At 68.5% G+C, this 15,389-nt stretch carries 14 protein-coding genes; 9 read left to right on the top strand and 5 right to left on the bottom strand.

The genetic code is table 11. The annotated features are described in order from the left end of the window. The first annotated feature begins 40 nt into the window (after positions 1 to 40). Complete coding sequence (locus tag O5O43_RS10915; protein ID WP_271083913.1) at positions 41 to 916, top strand: FkbM family methyltransferase; 876 nt, start codon at positions 41 to 43, stop codon at positions 914 to 916. On the opposite strand, the gene O5O43_RS10910 is transcribed toward O5O43_RS10915, so the two are convergent. Further along, positions 913 to 2,229 carry a lipopolysaccharide biosynthesis protein gene (locus O5O43_RS10910; RefSeq protein WP_271083912.1) on the bottom strand — a complete coding sequence of 439 codons (1,317 nt, stop codon included), beginning with the start codon at positions 2,227 to 2,229 and terminating at the stop codon, positions 913 to 915. The genes O5O43_RS10915 and O5O43_RS10910 overlap by 4 nt on opposite strands. A gap of 97 nt (positions 2,230 to 2,326) precedes the next feature. On the opposite strand from O5O43_RS10910, the gene O5O43_RS10905 reads away from it, so the two are divergent. From O5O43_RS10905 to O5O43_RS10890, 4 genes are read left to right on the top strand one after another with little or no spacing between them, the layout of a single operon-like run. Further along, positions 2,327 to 4,387, top strand: coding sequence for a Wzz/FepE/Etk N-terminal domain-containing protein (locus tag O5O43_RS10905; RefSeq protein ID WP_271083911.1), 2,061 nt, complete (start codon positions 2,327 to 2,329; stop codon positions 4,385 to 4,387). Continuing rightward, positions 4,378 to 5,088 (top strand): polysaccharide biosynthesis/export family protein, encoded by a 711-nt coding sequence (locus tag O5O43_RS10900; protein ID WP_271083910.1) that lies wholly within the window; start codon positions 4,378 to 4,380, stop codon positions 5,086 to 5,088. The genes O5O43_RS10905 and O5O43_RS10900 overlap by 10 nt, the downstream gene beginning before the upstream one ends. Beyond that, the gene (locus O5O43_RS10895; RefSeq protein WP_271083909.1) at positions 5,085 to 5,846 is read left to right on the top strand and encodes a WecB/TagA/CpsF family glycosyltransferase; all 762 of its coding nucleotides are present in this window, start codon (positions 5,085 to 5,087) and stop codon (positions 5,844 to 5,846) included. Before O5O43_RS10900 ends, O5O43_RS10895 begins: the two co-directional genes overlap by 4 nt. Continuing rightward, complete coding sequence (locus O5O43_RS10890; protein WP_271083908.1) at positions 5,843 to 7,123, top strand: hypothetical protein; 1,281 nt, start codon at positions 5,843 to 5,845, stop codon at positions 7,121 to 7,123. The genes O5O43_RS10895 and O5O43_RS10890 overlap by 4 nt, the downstream gene beginning before the upstream one ends. Here O5O43_RS10890 and O5O43_RS10885 read toward each other — a convergent pair. The 4 genes from O5O43_RS10885 to O5O43_RS10870 all read right to left on the bottom strand — a co-directional run bounded on the left by O5O43_RS10885 (position 7,074) and on the right by O5O43_RS10870 (position 11,814). Next, a complete protein-coding gene (locus O5O43_RS10885) occupies positions 7,074 to 8,546 on the bottom strand; it encodes an exopolysaccharide biosynthesis polyprenyl glycosylphosphotransferase (protein ID WP_271083907.1) in 1,473 nt (490 codons plus the stop codon). The two genes, O5O43_RS10890 and O5O43_RS10885, sit on opposite strands and share 50 nt — an antisense overlap. Before the next feature lie 32 nt (positions 8,547 to 8,578). Beyond that, on the bottom strand, positions 8,579 to 9,664 hold the full coding sequence (locus O5O43_RS10880) for an acyltransferase (protein WP_271083906.1): 1,086 nt from the start codon (positions 9,662 to 9,664) through the stop codon (positions 8,579 to 8,581). A 78-nt stretch (positions 9,665 to 9,742) separates the two neighbouring features. After that, positions 9,743 to 10,354, bottom strand: a complete 612-nt coding sequence (locus O5O43_RS10875; protein ID WP_271083905.1) for a response regulator — start codon at positions 10,352 to 10,354, stop codon at positions 9,743 to 9,745. Then, positions 10,351 to 11,814 (bottom strand): ATP-binding protein, encoded by a 1,464-nt coding sequence (locus O5O43_RS10870; RefSeq protein ID WP_271083904.1) that lies wholly within the window; start codon positions 11,812 to 11,814, stop codon positions 10,351 to 10,353. Before O5O43_RS10870 ends, O5O43_RS10875 begins: the two co-directional genes overlap by 4 nt. 260 nt (positions 11,815 to 12,074) lie before the next feature. Here O5O43_RS10870 and O5O43_RS10865 point away from each other — a divergent pair, with 260 nt between their 5' ends. The 4 genes from O5O43_RS10865 to O5O43_RS10850 are packed head-to-tail and all read left to right on the top strand — an operon-like array spanning position 12,075 to position 15,387. Beyond that, the gene (locus tag O5O43_RS10865; protein ID WP_271083903.1) at positions 12,075 to 12,788 is read left to right on the top strand and encodes a TorF family putative porin; all 714 of its coding nucleotides are present in this window, start codon (positions 12,075 to 12,077) and stop codon (positions 12,786 to 12,788) included. 42 nt (positions 12,789 to 12,830) lie between these two features. Then, on the top strand, positions 12,831 to 14,750 hold the full coding sequence (locus O5O43_RS10860; protein ID WP_271083902.1) for a methyl-accepting chemotaxis protein: 1,920 nt from the start codon (positions 12,831 to 12,833) through the stop codon (positions 14,748 to 14,750). Next, positions 14,750 to 15,025 carry an STAS domain-containing protein gene (locus O5O43_RS10855; protein WP_271083901.1) on the top strand — a complete coding sequence of 92 codons (276 nt, stop codon included), beginning with the start codon at positions 14,750 to 14,752 and terminating at the stop codon, positions 15,023 to 15,025. Before O5O43_RS10860 ends, O5O43_RS10855 begins: the two co-directional genes overlap by 1 nt. Next, positions 15,022 to 15,387: a response regulator gene (locus O5O43_RS10850; RefSeq protein ID WP_271083900.1), complete on the top strand. Its 366-nt coding sequence runs from the start codon at positions 15,022 to 15,024 to the stop codon at positions 15,385 to 15,387. Before O5O43_RS10855 ends, O5O43_RS10850 begins: the two co-directional genes overlap by 4 nt. The last annotated feature ends 2 nt before the right edge of the window (positions 15,388 to 15,389 follow it).

Genomic DNA, 15,389 nt, shown 5'->3' with positions numbered 1-15,389 from the left:
GCGCGTGCCAGGGTCGGCCCACCTTCCACGGTGACGCGCCATGACCCTGATCCGCCGCATCCACAAACTGACGTCCCAACCCGCCTTTCGTGCCGAACCGATCCAGGTCCTGTATCGCGCCGCCCACCTGGCGGCCGCCAGCGCGGTCCGGCGCAATCCGACCTTCCACCTGACGCGCGACGGGCGGGAGCGGATGCGAGCGCCCGCGGATCTGCGCTACACCACCGTCACCGCCTTTTTGCTGCGCGACTGGGTCGAGCCGGAGTTGCGCCGGTTGCAGCGGCTGCTGTCGCCGGGGGATGTCTTCATCGACGTCGGCGCCAATGTCGGCCTCTACGCCCTGAAGGCCGCGCGACTGGTCGGGCCGACCGGGCGGGTGCTGGCGCTGGAGCCGGGGGCGGAAGCCTATGGGCATCTGACGTCGAACTTGGCGCTGAACGCTTTCGACTGGGCCGAAGCGATGAAGGTCGCCGGGTCGGACCGGGCGGGCGAGGCGGTGCTGCATCACGTGCCGCTCGGGAATGATCCCCAGGCCTTTTCCCTCATCGCCAATGCGCGCGCGGACGAGGGCGAGACAGTGGAGACGGTGACGCTGGATAGTCTGGTCGAGCGCTGCGGCCTGACCCGCGTCGATCTGATCAAGATCGACGTCGAGGGCGCCGAGCCGCTGGTCATCGCCGGTGCGAAGCGGATGCTGGCGACGCTCAGGCCGTCGGTGATCTTCGAGTGCAACGCCCACATCAATGCGGGCGGGGAGACCGATGCGGCAGCCGGTCAGACCTGGGCGATGCTGGCCGAGGCAGGCTACCGCTTCCATCGGTTGATGGGCGACAGCTTCGTGGCCATCACCCGCCCCCCGACTGAGTTCTGCAATATCGTCGCCGTTCACTCAGAGCGTGCAGCGCCCTTCACCTAGAGATCGAGCTGGGGCAGGCGGCGGCGGGCGGCGGCGTTCACCGCCAGCGCCCCGCCGATCCAGATACAGGTGCTGGCCGAGGCCGCGCCCACGGCGCCCAGCGCGGGCGTCAGCGCGAAGCACAGCGTCACGCAGCCGACCAGCTGCATCAGGCTGATCAGACGCAGAATCCGCTCCTCTCCCGCCATGGCCAGAAGCAGGTCGCGCGATGGGAACAGGCAGTAGGCCAGCTGCCCCAATAGCAGGATCAGCAGGACCGGCGTCCCCTGCTCCGCCGACACGCCGAGCAGAATCAGCAGCGGCCCGGCCCCCAGCCCCAGCACGGCGATCAGGGGTAGGCACAGGGCGACGGTGACGCGGCGGTTGTCGATCGCGGCGGCGCGCAGGGCGGGCCAGTCCTGCAGTCGGTGATGGCGTGCGAAACGCGGGGCCGACATGGCGCCGAGGCTCAGCACCACGATGGTGACCAGCATGGCGAGCCGGTTGCAGAGCGAGAAGACGCTGACCGCCTCCGGCGCGGCGAAGACCCCCAGCACCAGCACCGGGATGGTGATCAGCGCCGCCTGAATGACGTCGACGACCATCAGCCTCCGAGCGCCGCGCCAGAGGCCGGGCAGAGCGGTTCCGGGGGCGATCTGCGGATGCCTGTGCGACCAGCGGGTCGTGACCACCAGCCCCGCGCCGACGAGGGCGCAGATCCCGAACGATCCGGCGTAGGCCAGCAGCAACCCCTCCAGACTGTTGGCGCCGAGACACAGGGCGATCAGCGACAGGACGGGCGGCAGGGCGTTCATGACCATCTGGCCCGCCGCGCCGCGTTCCAGTCCTATCAGGACGTAGGCGACCACGAAGGCCATGTTCTGGATCGGGATGATCAGGGCCGCCAGCATCAGCGGCAGGGCCATGTCCGCCTGACCCGTCCAGTGTCGGGCCATGAGGGGCGCGGCGGCGGCTAGTAGGACGGCGGCGACGAGGCTGGCGATCAGAACCGAGCCGCCCGCCGTCAAGGCGGCCTGTCGCGCGGCCTGCACATCGCCGACGGCCAGTTCGGCGGCGACATGGCGGGTGATCGGCTTTTCCATGCCGAGCCGGGCGACGGTCGAGACGATCTGGATCACGCCGAGGGCGAGGAAGAATCGGCCGGAATCGTGCCCGCCCAGCATTCGCGCCGCGAGCGCGTAGAGGCCGAATTTCGCCGCCGCCTCCAGCCCCCGCGTGCCCAGCGATACCGACATGGCCCGCGCGTGATCCAGCCAAGCGAGGACGTTTGGCCTTACGATGCGAGCGGCGGCGGGCGGGGGATCGAACGGCATGAGGCCTCCGGCGGTGGTCGCATCTCGTTTACCAATCACATGCTACTCAAACGTGTATTGGAATCGCCGCTTGCAGGCGATGCTTCGAGGTCGGGCCTTGACCCCAGTCGTCCAGACAGTGATGGAAGCGCCCGCCACGCCGCGCGGTCTGCTGTCCCTGCGCGACGTCCTGGTCCACGTCTTCTACAATCAGAAGGCGATCATCGTCTGCTTGTTGATCGGGTTGGGCTTGGGAGTGGCGACGGCTGCTCTGACCCCGCCGACCTATACGGCCGCCGGCCTTGTCCTGCTGCGGATCGGCGCGACGCAAGCGGCGCAGGAGGGGCTGAATGGGCCCCAGACCTATCAGGGCGGAGAAGTGGTTCTGCGGGCGCTGCAGTCCGAGGTCCAGATCATTCGCAGCGACCCGGTCATCGCGGCGGCGATGGCGCGGCTGGGGGGCGGCGAGCCCGCCGATCCGAAGGCCATGGCGGCCTTCGCCGAGAGCCTGAAGGTCGAGATCGAGGACGGGTCGAACGTCTTGCGCATCGCCTTCGTCAGCCCGGATCGCGCCCATGCGTTGGCGGCGGTGCAGGCGGTGCTGGACGCCTATCTCGATCGGCGCGCCCAGCTCTATGTCAACGGCTCGCGCGCGCGTCAGGACGGCGAGATCGCCCGCTATGACCGTGCGCTGAGCGACACCGAAGCCGAGATCCAGCGCATTCGCCTGGATCACGACGTTCTCGACATCGACAAGGACATCGCCCTGGCGTCAGACCGACTGGAGGCGTTGGTCCAGCGCTCGGGTCAGGTGCAGGAGCGGCGCGGCGCGGTCGGGGCCGAGCTCACCGCCGTGGCGCGTCAGCTGGCGACCACGGAAGGCCGGGTTCTTGACAGTCAGGAGCGGACCAACACCACGCCGAACGACGAGGCCCGCAACACCCTCCTGCGCCTGCGTCAGGACCGCGCCCACGTGGTCGAACAGTACAACGAGGACTGGCCGGGTCTGGCCGAGATCGACGCCCGCATCGCCGCCGCCCAGGCCCAGATCGTCGAGAACGCCCAGGACATCCGCTCCAGCGACCGCACGGTGAGGAACCCGGTCGCCGACCTTCTGGTCCAACGCCGCGCCTCGCTGAGGATCGAGCTGGCGTCCCTGCAACGCCAGTCGGCGGAGCTGGAGACCCAGCTCGCCGCCGCCCGCGCCCGCGTCGCCGATCTGCGCACCGCCGAGATGCGGCTGCACGACCTCGAGCGCAGCCGCTCGGCCTCGGAGACCATTCACCGCAGCCTGCTGATCGGCCGCGCCGGCGCCGCGTTGGAGGATCAGGCCGTCGACGACCGCAACACAACGGTCCGCATCGTCCAGCCGCCGACCGCGCCGATGAGCGGACGCGATCTGCGTCCGACGTTGATTCTCGCGGGTCTGGCGCTGGGGGTCGCCCTGGCCGTGGCGACGACGGCGGTCGGCATGGTCCTGCGTCAGGTCTTCATCGCGCCGGGCGAGGCTGAGAGTTCGCTGGGGCTGGACGCGGTCATGACCATCGACGCCACGGCGTCGAACCTGCGCTCGGACGCGGGGCTGACGGCGATGGCGCGGCTGGCCGGGGTGCTGCTGGACCTGTCGATCGACGGACGGCCGTTGCAGGTGTTCCAGTTCGTCGGCGACGACGCGGGCGCCAAATGCCGGCTGGCGCTGGGGGTGGCCCAGGCCATGGCCACGCAGGCGCGCGGGCCGGTTCTGCTGATCGATCTGGACGCGGCAGAGCACTATCGGCGCAAGGCCGGCGGGTCCGTGCAGCGACTGCCGGCAGGCAGGAGCCATCTGGAAGTCGCCCAGTCTGCCTCGGCCGGCCTGTGGGCCGCACTGAATCCGCTCGAGACGCCGTTGGGCGCTCCGACCGCGACGGTGCAAGACGGGAGGACCTTCCTCGACCTGATGCGCGGCGCCTTCAGCCGGATCGTACTGGTCGGGGCGCGAGATTTCGACACGCCGGAAGCAAGGCGCCTCCACGGTCTGGCCGACGCCAGCCTCCTCATCGTCCAGGCCGAGGCCACTCGAGCCCCCGCCGCCCGCCGAATGCGGGAGGTGGTCTTGGCCTCGGGCGGCGACCTGCTCGGATTCGTCTTCACGGGCCGCAAACATCATGTGCCGGAGGCGATCTACCGATGGCTCTAAAGCTGTTCTCCTTCGTGGTCGCCCTGCTTGTCGCGGGCTGTGGCACGACCCAGTCGATCAGCCCGCGCGAGCGCGAGCCGCACCGGTTCGCGGCCTGGAGCGACGCGGCGCCCGCCTACCGTCTCGGCGTCGGCGACCGGCTGAAGATCGACTATCTGCTGACCCCCGAGCTGACGCAGGAGGTCGTCGTCGAGCCGGACGGCTTCGTCAGCCTGCGCGCGGCGGGACGGCTGGCGGCGCAGAACCTGACCCCGAGCGAACTGGAGGCGGCGGTGCAGGCCGCCTCGGCCCGGCGCCTGCGACAGCCCATCGTCAGCCTGTCCGTGACCGAGGCGCGGTCGGCGCGGATCATCGTTGGCGGGGCGGTCCAGAGGCCGGGCGTCTATCCGCTGTCGGCCCGCGCCTCGACGCTGGAGGCGGTCATGCTGGCCGGAGGTTTCTCGCCCGAGAGCCGGATGGATCAGGTGGTCGTCATCCGCCAGAGGCCCGGCGCCGACGCCATGCTGAGGACTGTGGACCTGCGCCGTTTCGTGGCGAGCGGAGAGGCCGAGACCGGCATCGCCCTGGCCTCCGAGGACATCGTCTTCGTGCCGCGCAGCCGCATCGCCGAGGTCGATCTGTGGATCGACCAGTACGTCAATCGCCTTTTGCCGTTCAGCCGCTCGGTCAACTACAGCAACACCTTCGAGGGCGTCCGATGAGCGCGTTTCCCCGTCGTCGTTTCTTGGGCGTGGACTTCACGCCGTTGCCTCTGGACGAGGCCGTCGGGCGGATCATCGCCCGCGATCCGGCCGCGCCGTTCGCCTTCGTCGTGACCCCGAACGCCCAGCATGTGGTCGCCGCCCGATCCGGCGACGACCGGTTCGCGGGGCCGCAAGGCGCGGCCTGGATGGTGCTGAACGATAGCCGAATTCTGCGCCTTTTGTCGCACGGTCTGTTCGGCTTCGACATGCCCGTGGCGCCGGGCAGCGACGTGGTGGCGCGGCTGTTCGAGCGAGGTGTCCCTGCCGATGCGACCCTGACCCTGATCGGCGGCGACGCGAAGGTGGAGGCGACCCTGCGCCAGCGGTTCGGCATCCGCTCGGTCGCCCGGTTCACGCCCTCGTTCGGGTTCTGGCGCGATCCGGCGGAGGTCGAGCAATGCCTCGCCTTCGTCCGCGCCCACCCCGCCCGCTATGTCTTCCTGATCGCCGGGGCGCCTCAGTCGGAGGAGCTGGCCCGGCGTCTCTCCGCCACGCCGGGCGTCACCGGCGTGGGCCTCTGTGTCGGCAGCGCGCTGAACTTCCTCACCGGTCGTGTTCGCCGCGCGCCCGTCTGGATGCGCGAGGCCGGGCTGGAGTGGGCCTGGCGTCTGGCCCTGAATCCGAGGGGACATTTCCGACGCGTCTTCATCGAGTCCGCCCCCATCCTCTGGATCGCCCTCATCGAGCGTCTGCGAACGGTCCGGCGCCCGGCATGATCGCCGCGCGCAGGGGCCGGGTCTTTCGTGTTGGCGTCGTTTCGGAGGCGGTGACGAAGGCGGGCGATCCGGTCTGGCCGACGCTCACCCTGATCCTGACGCTGCCGATGTTCGGCGGGCTGTTTTTCTACGTCGTCGATGCGCCGCCGCTGTATCTGCTGGCCAAGGCCTGGCCGGTCGTTACCGCACCCCTGACCCTCTATGCGGCCTGGAGGCTGAACCCGCCGCATCACCCCTTTGTGCTGGCCGCCTGCGCCTGGCTTCTGGGCGTGACGCCCTTCGTCAGCGTGATCCAGCTGGGCAACGACGTCTTCGGCGCTCTGACCTCGACGGTGAAGATCTGGCCCCTGACTGGGGCGCTGGGGTTGGCGGCCGTCCTGTCGTTGATCCGGCCGACCGCGCGCGACCTGACGCGGGTCGTGGTCGTTCTCGCGATCCTGACGTTCGGCTTTCTGGTCGGGGCCTGGCTGTTCGCGCCGGACGTCCTGTTCCAGCAGGGAATCGAGGACACCAAGGTCTTCCTCAACGACGCCGAGCGGGGCCGCCGCATCAACGCACCGATGATGTTCGGCATTCTGGCGCTGTTCCTGATCAACCGGTCGTTCTGGCGCAGGCCCGCCTTATGGAAGGCGGTGCTGATCGGGCTGGGCGTCGTTGCCCTGGTCCTGGCCTACAAGCAGCGGGCCCAGATCGGCGGCACGGTCGTGGGGCTGGGGCTCGGCGCGCTGCTCAGTCTGCGCCGCTGGCAGGGACCGGCGATGATGATGACGGCGGCGGTGGTGATCGCGGCGGCCATTCCCGTGACCCTTTGCCTGGGGCAGGGCGCGGTGGACAGTCTGGGCGGGTCGCTCTCCATGCGTCAGATCGAGGCCGAGCACGCGTTGGCCTTCCTTAACGATCAGCCCTGGCGCTGGATCATGGGCGTCGGCAGTGCGACGCGGGTCGGCAATGTGACCCTGGGCGATATCGTCGGCACGCCCTTCTTCTTTCCGTCGGACCTCGGCTGGCTGGGGGTGGTGTTCGAGTATGGGGCGATCGGCGCGGCCCTGATGCTGGCGCTTCACCTCGTGGCGATCCGGATGGCGTGGCGGGCGGCGCAATCCGGCGAGGTGATCAGCGCCGCCGTCTTCGACTACGCCCTGTTCCTGCTGATCGTGTCGCCGGTCGTTTCGGTGGTCCTGTCGCCCGGAGAGCTGGCGACGGTCCTGGCCCTGTCGTGGTGGCTGATCAGAACACCTCAGGTCCCATCAGGTGTCGCGTCACGGTCCGAACCATGATGCTGAGGTCCAGCTGCAGGGACCAGTTGCGCATGTAGTCAAGGTCCAGCTCGACCCCGCGCTGGGCCTTTTCCAGAGTGTCGATGCCGCCGCGCATGCCGTTGATCTGGGCCCAGCCGGTGATGCCCGGCTTGATCTGATGGCGCGCCGCATAGGTCCGCACGGCCTCGGCATAGGGGTCCGATCCGATCCGCATGCCGGCGACGTGCGGACGCGGACCCACGATCGACATCTCGCCCTTCAGCACGTTCAGAAGCTGGGGCAATTCGTCGATGGAAGTGCGCCGCAGGAGGGCTCCGATCTTCGTGATCCTTGGATTGCCCCGGATCTGCCCGCCCGCGCCGTCGTCGGTCAGATCGACGGTCATGGTGCGCAGCTTGTAGATCGAGAAGGGCCGGCCGTTGAAGCCGATCCGGTCCTGACGGAACAGCACCGGCCCGCCGCCCGAGAGGGCCAGCGCAGTCGCCGCCATAGCCAGGATCGGCGCGGTCAGGACGATGGCGCAGGCGGCGACCACATAGTCCTGCGCCTGTTTAACCAGTCCCTGCGTGCCCCGGAACGGATGGCGGGTCAGCTGCAGGGCGGGGATGCCGGCGATCTGGGTCAGGGCGTTCGAGCGCGACAGGAAGCCGGGCTGTTCCAGCGGCGTGACGACGTCGGCGGAGATCCATTGCAGCCGGTCGCCCAGATGAAAGATGTCGGCCGACCGGCTCCAGGGCAGGGCCAGGACGATCAGGTCGACGCGGCGGGTTTGGGCCAGCCGGCGTAGGTCCTCGACCGTTCCGGCGACGCCGGGCGCGACGTCGTCGAACAGGCCGACCAGCTCGAGGTCACGATGCCACTCCTCGCGCCGGATGCGGCGGATCAGGTCCCCGGCCATCAAGGTCGCCCCGACCACGGCGACGCGCCGCCGCAGCAGGCCGCGCGTCCACAGGATGTCGACCACCATGGCGCAGGCCAGGCGACCCGACGCCAGTCCGATCAGAACCGCCGCCAGCCACAGCGACAGCCACAGATGGGCGGTCAGCACCTCGGGCTCGAAGGCCCAGACGACGGCGCGGTTGGCCAGGGCCGCCAGGGCGACACCGACGATCACGTCGATCGCCTGTCCCCTGAAGCGTCGGTATCGCTCGACCCGGTAGCCGCTCCAGAGACCCAGCGCCGAGGCGAATGTCACGGCCCCGACGACGCCCGCGATGGCCGTCTGCCAGATCGACAACGGCGGCGGACCGGCGATGTCGAGATAGTGGAACACAAGCGCGACACCCAGGATGATGGAGGCGTCCACAGCGCCCACCATCCGGTTCATCATCCCCATCGAGACGCGGACGAAGGGGGTGGAGGCGACGGTCTCGCGGCGCGGCCGTCGGCGGCGCTCATTGCGGTCGCCGGCGAACGGAGGAGACAGGCTCTGAAGGGTCACCGAGGGGGGCTCGTTATTGCAACTCAAGGTGGTCACGGGCGTGCTTGGTCTGGTGCGGCCGCGAGGGTCGGGACGGGCGCCGGATACGGCTTGCGCAGGCGCGGTCTGAAGGCTGCGATCAGGGGGCGCTCCAGCCAAAGGTGGGCGAACCAGCCGACGATCGAGGTGACGACAACAGCGGCCGCGACATAGGCCCAGGGCGAGACGGTCAAGCCCGCCAACTTCATGGCCTGGGCCATCGCCGACAGGAGGACGGGATGGATCATGTAGAGGGGGTACGAGGCGTCGCCGACACCCTTCAGCACAGGGATGGAGGGCAGTCGCCCGGCCTGTTCGATGGCGACCAGACCGCCCACGATCAGCACCGCCGGCAGGGCCAGCAGAACCAGCCGCCCGTGGGCGTCGGCATCGATCATCGACCCGCCGAGGATCAGCAAGCCGACTCCCGCGATGAAGATCGCGACGCCGTGGTTCAGCCAGGTCTTCGGCAGGCGCGGCATCACCATGGCCAGCCCCACGCCCAGCGCCAGCTCCGCCATGAAGGGCGACACATAGAACCCGGCGATCGGCGGCATCGGAAGGGGCGAAAGCGCCGCCAGCACGAGAAGGACGCCGATGACGAACGGCCCCCGCCAAGCCCCCTTCATCGTCAGTCCGACCGCCAGCAGGAGGTAGAAGGCCATCTCGTAGTTCAGCGTCCAGCCCGGGATCATCACCGGCTTCAGCCCAGCCGTCTCGACCGGATTGGGCCAGGCGACGAACAGGTAGGAGGCGATCACATGGGGCAGGTCGAAGCGGGTGCTCTGCAGCAGCTGCGGCGCGACCAGCAAAAGAACAACCATGATGCTGGTCAATAGCCAGTACAGCGGCACGATCCGCGCCAGCCGCTTCTGCAGGAAGACCATCGGGGAGGTCGGCCTCTGCCCGAGGATCAGCCACATGACGTAGCCCGAGATGACGAAGAAGATCTCGATCCCGGCCTGTAGGACCTGTGTCTCGGGAATGCCGACCTGGCCCTGGGCGTGCCAGACGACGACGCCGAGCGCCGCTGCTGCGCGCAGATACTGGATCGAGACCAACTCTTTGAGCGGCGGGGCGGTGACGGTCGATGCGGTCATGTGCGTCTTTCGAGATTCGCACGCATAAGTTGCATCATAGAGGTTTAGGATGGGTGTCGGCCTTGCATCCCGACCGCCTTATTCCGCCGGCGCGGTAAGCCCCATCCGCACGAGCGCCGACAGGCTCTTGGCCTGCATCTTCGACATCACCTTGGCGCGGAAGATCTCGACCGTGCGCGGGCTGATTTCCAGGTCGGCGGCGATCTCCTTGTTGGAGCGGCCTTCGACCAGGGCGCGGAACACTTGAGTTTCACGCTGGCTCAGTTGGGCGATGCGTTCGGCGACTTCGGCGCGGCTCTGGCGTGCGCCCTCTAGGACCGACAGATGACCTAGACAGCCGCGCACGGCCTCCAGCAGCCGGTTGGGATCGAAGGGCTTTTCGATGAAGTCGACGACCCCGGCCTTCATCATCTGAACCGCCATCGGCACATCGGCGTGGCCGGTGATGACGACGACCGGCCAGGCATCGCCCTTCAGCGCCTTCAGCCTCTGGACGACCTCGATGCCGTCCATGTCGGGCATGCGGACATCGGTGATGACGCAGGCCGCATCCACCTCGGGCAGGTTGGCGAGCAAGTCTGCGCCGCTGGCGAAGGCGCGTGCGCGAATTCCCTCGCTGCGCAGCAGGACCAGAAGCGCGTCGCGCACCGCGTCGTCGTCTTCGGCGATAAGGACGGTGATGGTGTTCATGCGTCCACAAGCTCCCGCTCGCGCATCAGGCAGAAGGAGAAGGCCGCGCCGCCCAGCGGGCTGGCCTCGACCTTCAACACGCCGCCGTGGCTCTCGATTATGGTCCGCGTCACCGACAGGCCCAGGCCCATTCCGCCCGATTTCGTACTTATCAGGGGGCGGAAGATGGTTTCCATATCGGCGGTCGCAATACCGGCCCCGTTGTCCTCGACGCGGATCTCATAGCTCTCGGGCGAGATGGCCTTGCCGGTGATCAGGACGCGGGCGTCGGGTCGTCCCTCCAGCGCCTCCACGGCGTTCCTGACCAGATTGACCATGGCCTGCTGGAACTGAATCCGTTCGGCCCAGACGCTGTCGTTCTCGTCCTCGATCCGGAGGTCGATGGAGACGCCGCCCGTGCGTGCGATCATGCCGATCACCCCGTGCAGGTCGGCGATCATCGACCCGGCGCTCTCGACGTCCAGCCCCCGGCTCTCGTGGGCCAGGAGTTCGCGCATGCGGCGGATGATTTCCCCGGCGCGCAGAAGCTGGGCCTTGGCCATGTCGACCGTCCGCCCGGCGCTTTCGGCCACGGGACCGGCGCGCTTCATGTCGGTCTGGGCGGCGTGCAGATAGGTGATGGCGGCGCTGAGCGGCTGGTTCAGCTCGTGTGAGAGGGAGGCCGACATCTCGCCTAGGGAGTTCAGCCGCCAGACCCGGTTCAACTGGGCGTGCAACTCGCGCGCATGGGCGTCGGCGGCGTGGGCTTCGGTCAGATCGGTCAGGCTCAGGATGGCGTGGTCTGGATCGGCCGGATCGTCGTTCAGGCCCATCTGAATGTTGAGATCCACCCTCCGGCCGTCGCCTCGCCGTCCGATCCAGATGGTGGGGGCGCCGGCCTGGCCCTCCGCCGCCGACAGGCTCGCCAGATCGAAATCCTCGACGAACAGGCTGAACGGCTCACCGATGGCCAGGTCTTCCGGAGCGGCCAGGATGCATGACGCGGAGGGAGTCAAGGATCGGACCACGCCTTCCCGATCCAGGGTCACCACGGGAACGGAGGCCAGAATCGTCTGCAACATGTGGTCGCGCCGGGCGAGGCTTCGCGACAGTTCGCCGGCGCGGCTTCGATAGGTTCGCAGGCGCAGGATGCCTTCCGAGATCAGCCATGAGATCGCCGCGAACAACAGGGCGTTGGCGACCGTGTCGGTCAGGCTGTCGCGGTGGACCAGGGCGACGTTGGCGGCGATGGCCAGAACGATGGCGAAGGCGATCTCGCGCCGCCCGGCGAACAGGGCCGTGGCCATGATCGCCGGGAGCATGGGCAGGTAATAGAAGCTGCCGAACTCCTCGAGCGCGGAGCGGATGCCGAGCGCGGCCAGCACGGCCCCGATGGCCAGCGGATAGCCGGCCCACGGCGCCTGCAGCAGTTTCGCCGCTCTGGCTTGGAGGAGCGCCGTAGCGTCCGGTCGCGACATCATGCCGCCTCGATCTGCTCCAGGCGAAGTCCAGCCCGGTAAGCTTCCCATGTGTCGATTCGCGCTGCAGATGTGGATGTAACCGGTTCCACGATGACGGTAAAATTTCACTCCCGCGTGAATAACGTCCAGCTCTGTAGAGCGCTGATACAGACACGGTCCGTCGACCCCCCCTGGGCATAGGTATTCATACTTATTCCCCCATTCACCAATAATACGGCGCCGCTGCCGATCCTTGGACCATCATCCAAGGAAGGCTATCCATGACCTCGACTGCTCGGAACCGTGTGCAAAATGCCCGTTCCGCCAAGACCCCGATCGTCCTCGGCGCCCTCGTCGCCGCCCTCGTCCCGGCCGCCGCATCGGCTCACGAAATCAACTGGAACGTCGGCGTCGCCAGCGAATACATCGGCAAGGGCATCGGCAAATCGAACGGCGAGATCGCCCCGTTCGGCTCGGTCGAGGTCTCGACCGGCCAGGTCTACGCCAGCGTCTTCGCCTCCGCGGCCGAACTGTCGCAAGGCGCCGACGCCGAGACCATCACCCAGGTCGGCTGGCGGCCCACGCTGGGGGACATCAAGTTCGACCTGGCCGTCCTGAACCGCGACCTGCCGGGCAGCCGCGACGGCGTCGACAGCAACTATTTCGAGTACCAGGCCGATGCGACCCGCGCCTTCGGCCGCGTCACGACCCGCCTGCGCGTCAACTATTCGCCCGACGGTTTCGCCGCGACGCAGGAGGCCTGGTGGATCGAACTGCAGGGCTCGATGGCCCTGACCCCCAAGACCAAGGCCAGCGCCGCCATCGCCGATCGCTCGGCTGACGGCGGCGCCGAATACACGGCCTGGAACGCCGGGGTGAAGCACAAGCTCACCGACAACGCGACACTGGACGTCCGCTGGTTCGACACCGCCGACCACGGTCTGGGCGAGCCCTACGAGGGCCGTCTCGTCGCCTCGATCAGCTTCTCTCTCTGATTTTCTCCCGGTTCTCCGCCCGGATCTCGAAGGAAACCCGCTGTGTTCTTCACCAATCTCCCGATCGGCAAAAAGCTCGCCATCGCCTTCGCCGCCGTCCTCCTGGCGATCGGCGCCATGGGCGCGACGATCTTCGTCAACCTGCACGCCCTGGCCAAAGCCGGCGAGGCGCGCAGCACGGCTAACGCCATCGTGCGCAAGACCGCGACCATCGAGTTCAAGATGGCGCGACAGGAAAACTCGTACCGCGGCTTCTTGGTCTCCGGGGACCGCTACTATCTGGAGCGGCTGGACGCGCACCGTTCGGACTTCAAAGCCGGGCTCGCCGACCTGCGCACCGAAGGCAACGCCGAGGCCGATCGTCTGGCCGACGTGATCGAGACGGGCGCCGACGACTGGTACGAACATGTCGTCACTCCTGGCGTGGCCCTGGCCTCCAACCCGGCGACCAAGGCGCAGGCCGTGGCCATGGTCGGCCGCGACGGCGCGGCGGACAACTACACCCAGGTGGTCGAGGACGGCCTGGAAGCTCTGAACACCCAGAACATGACGGCGCTTCAGGCGACGCGCGACGCCCAGGACGCGGCGGCGAGCATGGCTCTGACGGCCCTGCTGATCGGTCTGGCCGCGGCCCTGCTGATCTCGGTCGCGGCGGCCTGGACCCTGACGCGCGGCATCGTCGGTCCGGTCAACAACATGATCGGCTACATGCGTCGACTGATGGGCGGCGACACCGCCTTCGACATCCCCTGCAGCATCCGCAAGGACGAGTTCGGCGAGATGGGCCGGGCCGTGGAGGCCTTCCGCGACGCCGCCATCGAGAAGACCCGTCTGGAGGCCGAGGGCGCCGCCCTGCGCGGCCAGTCGGACGAGGAGCGCGCTCGCAACCAGCGCGCCGCCGAGGCCGCCGCCCGCGAACAGGCCGCCGTCGTCGCGGCCCTGGGCGAGGGTCTGGATCACCTGACGCGCGGCGACCTGACCTACATGCTCACTCAGCCCTTCCCCGAGGACTATGTGAAGCTGAAGGACGACTTCAACGCGGCCATCGGCCAGCTGAAGGACGCTATGTCGGTCGTCGTCACCAACGTCTCGGCCATCCGCTCGGGCTCGGGCGAAATCAGCCAGGCCGCCGACGACCTGTCGCGCCGCACGGAACAGCAGGCCGCCTCGCTGGAAGAGACCGCCGCCGCCCTCGACCAGATCACAGCCACGGTGAACCGCACCGCCTCAGGCGCCCGTCAGGCCTCCGAGACCGTCCAGGCCGCCAAGGGTGACGCCGAGACCTCTGGCATCGTGGTCCGTGACGCCGTCGGCGCCATGGGGGCGATCGAGAAGTCAGCCCAGGAAATCAGCCAGATCATTGGCGTGATCGACGAGATCGCCTTCCAGACCAACCTCCTGGCCCTGAACGCGGGCGTCGAGGCGGCCCGTGCGGGCGACGCTGGTCGCGGCTTCGCGGTCGTGGCCTCCGAAGTCCGCGCCCTGGCTCAACGCTCGGCCGAGGCCGCCAAGGAGATCAAGGTCCTCATCTCGGCCTCGACGACCCAGGTCAACGCCGGGGTGTCGCTGGTCGGTCAGACGGGCGAGGCCCTGCAACGCATCGTCGGCCGCGTCGCCGAGATCGACGGCCTGGTCTCCGAGATCGCCGCCTCGGCCCAGGAGCAGGCGACGGGCCTCCAGCAGGTCAATACCGCCGTCAACCAGATGGACCAGGTCACCCAGCAGAATGCTGCGATGGTCGAACAGTCGACCGCCGCCAGCCATTCCCTGTCGCAGGAGGCTGAGGTGCTCGCCGGCTCGGTCGCCCGCTTCCAGATCGGCGCCGTCGCGGCCCCCGCTCGCGCGGCCCCGGCCGCTCGTCCCGCCGCCCGTCCGGTCGCCCAGATGCGCACCCTCGGTCGCGGCGGCGCGGCTCTCAAGCCGGCTCCGGTCGCCGCCGAAGACGGCTGGGAAGAGTTCTGATGGCCGCCTCGATCTCGCTTCCGGCTGTCCTTGACCTGGCCCAGGCCGAACCGCTCAAGGCCGCCCTGCTGCCCATGCGCGGCCAGTCGGTGATCGTCGACGCCTCGCGCGTCGAACGCCTCGGCGGCCTGTGCCTGCAGGTCCTGATCTCGGCCCAGCAGACCTGGGCCCGTGACGGCCACACGCTGAAGATCGACGGGGTCTCGCGTGAGTTCGCCGACCAATGGAACGCGTTCGGAGCGGCCAGGACCGCCGTGCAAGGAGCCATGTCGTGACCAAAACCATCCTGACCATCGACGACAGCCGCACCATGCGCGACATGCTGATGATGGCCCTGGTCGACGCCGGCTATCGCGTCATCCAGGCCGTGGACGGCGTGGACGGGCTGGAGACGCTCGCCGCCGAGGGCGCCGACGTCATCATCACCGACATCAACATGCCCCGCATGGACGGTTTCGGCGTGATCGAGGGCGTGCGCGCCGATCCGGCGCACCGCGCCACCCCGGTGTTGGTCCTGACGACCGAGAGCGATGCGACCAAGAAGCAGCGCGCCCGCGACGCTGGCGCTACCGGCTGGATCGTCAAGCCGTTCGACCCGGCCAAGCTGGTCGACGCCGTCCGGCGCGTGGCGGCCTGATC

The sequence above is a fragment of the Brevundimonas sp. NIBR11 genome (assembly GCF_027912535.1).
Taxonomy (GTDB): Bacteria; Pseudomonadota; Alphaproteobacteria; order Caulobacterales; family Caulobacteraceae; genus Brevundimonas.
The sequence above is the reverse complement of the archived record's forward strand: the minus strand, read 5'-3'. Positions and strand labels throughout refer to the sequence as shown.